Genomic DNA, 1,313 nt, shown 5'->3' on the forward strand with positions numbered 1-1,313 from the left:
GCATCGACGATGTGGACCGGCTGCGGCACGGCGCGATGGGCAGGCTCTTCACCGGCGTGCGCGCGCCCTCGACCCTGGGCACGTTCCTACGCTCGTTCACCCACGGACACAGCCGCCAACTACACCGCATACATCGGGACTTCCTCGCCCGCCTGGCCCACACCACGCCGCTGCTGCCCGGCGCCGACCAGGTCGCGTTCATCGACATCGACCCCACCCACCGCCGCGTCTACGGCCGCGCCAAGCAGGGCGCCGAGATCGGCCGCTTCAAGGGCGTCCGCACCCTGCACCCGATCCTGGCCACCATCAGCACCCCGATCGCCCGGCCCGTGATCGCAGCGGTGCGCCTGCGGCGCGGGAAGGCCGCCGATGCCCGCGGAGCCGGCTCGTTCACCGCCGAAGCCCTCGCGAGCGCGGCCGACGCGGGCTGCACCGGCGTGCGGATCGTGCGCGCCGACAGCCAGTTCTACAACGCCGACGTCGTGGCCGCCTGCCGCCGGGCGGGCGCCCGCTTCTCGCTCACGGTGCGGATGAACCCGCACGTCGCCGCCGCCATCACCACCATCGCCGACGACGCCTGGACCCCGATCCACTACCCCGAGGCGTTCGCCGACCCGGACACGGGCGAGCTGGTCTCCGACGCCGAGGTCGCCGAAATCGGCTACACCGCCTTCACCGGCCGCCGGAAGGCCGAGCACGTCGCCGCCCGCCTCATCGTGCGCCGCGTCCGCCGCCTGAACACGGAAGTCACAGCCGGACAGGGCGAGTTGTTCACCACCTGGCGCTACCACCCCGTCTTCACCGACAGCCCGTTCACCATGCTCCAGGCCGGGCTCCAGCACCGGCAGCACGCAGTCGTCGAGCAGGTGATCGCGGACGGCAAATCCGGCCCGCTGGCCCACCTGCCCTCCGGGAACTTCCAGGCCAACGCCGCCTGGCTGACTCTGTGGGCAATCGCATTCAACCTGCTGCGGGCCGCCGGATGCCTGGCCGGCACCTTCCACGCCAAGGCCACCACCGCCACCCTGCGTGCCCACCTGGTCAACTTCCCGGGCCGGATTTCCCGCTCGGCGCGACGTCTGACGATACGTCTGCCGACGCAGTGGCACTGGCGCGACGCCTTCACCGCTTTCTTCGACGCCGCCCACGCACCGCCGACCCGCTGACCGAACCCACCCACCCCGCCCGCGAGGGCCCGACCGGAGAGCCTGTGGAAGAGCTGGACAGACCAGCGGATGCCACACGCCCTCCGACCGGTCACCGCCGCCCGAATCCCGAAACGGTCACCTCAGAGGCGGAGCGGTGGATTCGGG

At 71.9% G+C, this 1,313-nt stretch carries 1 protein-coding gene; it reads left to right on the plus strand.

Features of this window, described 5'->3' with window-relative positions:
* On the plus strand, window positions 1-1,166 hold a 1,166-nt coding region (locus tag P3T39_RS37415), incomplete at its 5' end, for an IS1380 family transposase (RefSeq protein ID WP_280703794.1).
* Between the last annotated feature and the right edge of the window lie 147 nt (window positions 1,167-1,313).

The sequence above is a fragment of the Kitasatospora sp. GP82 genome (assembly GCF_029892105.1).
Classification (GTDB): domain Bacteria; phylum Actinomycetota; class Actinomycetes; order Streptomycetales; family Streptomycetaceae; genus Kitasatospora.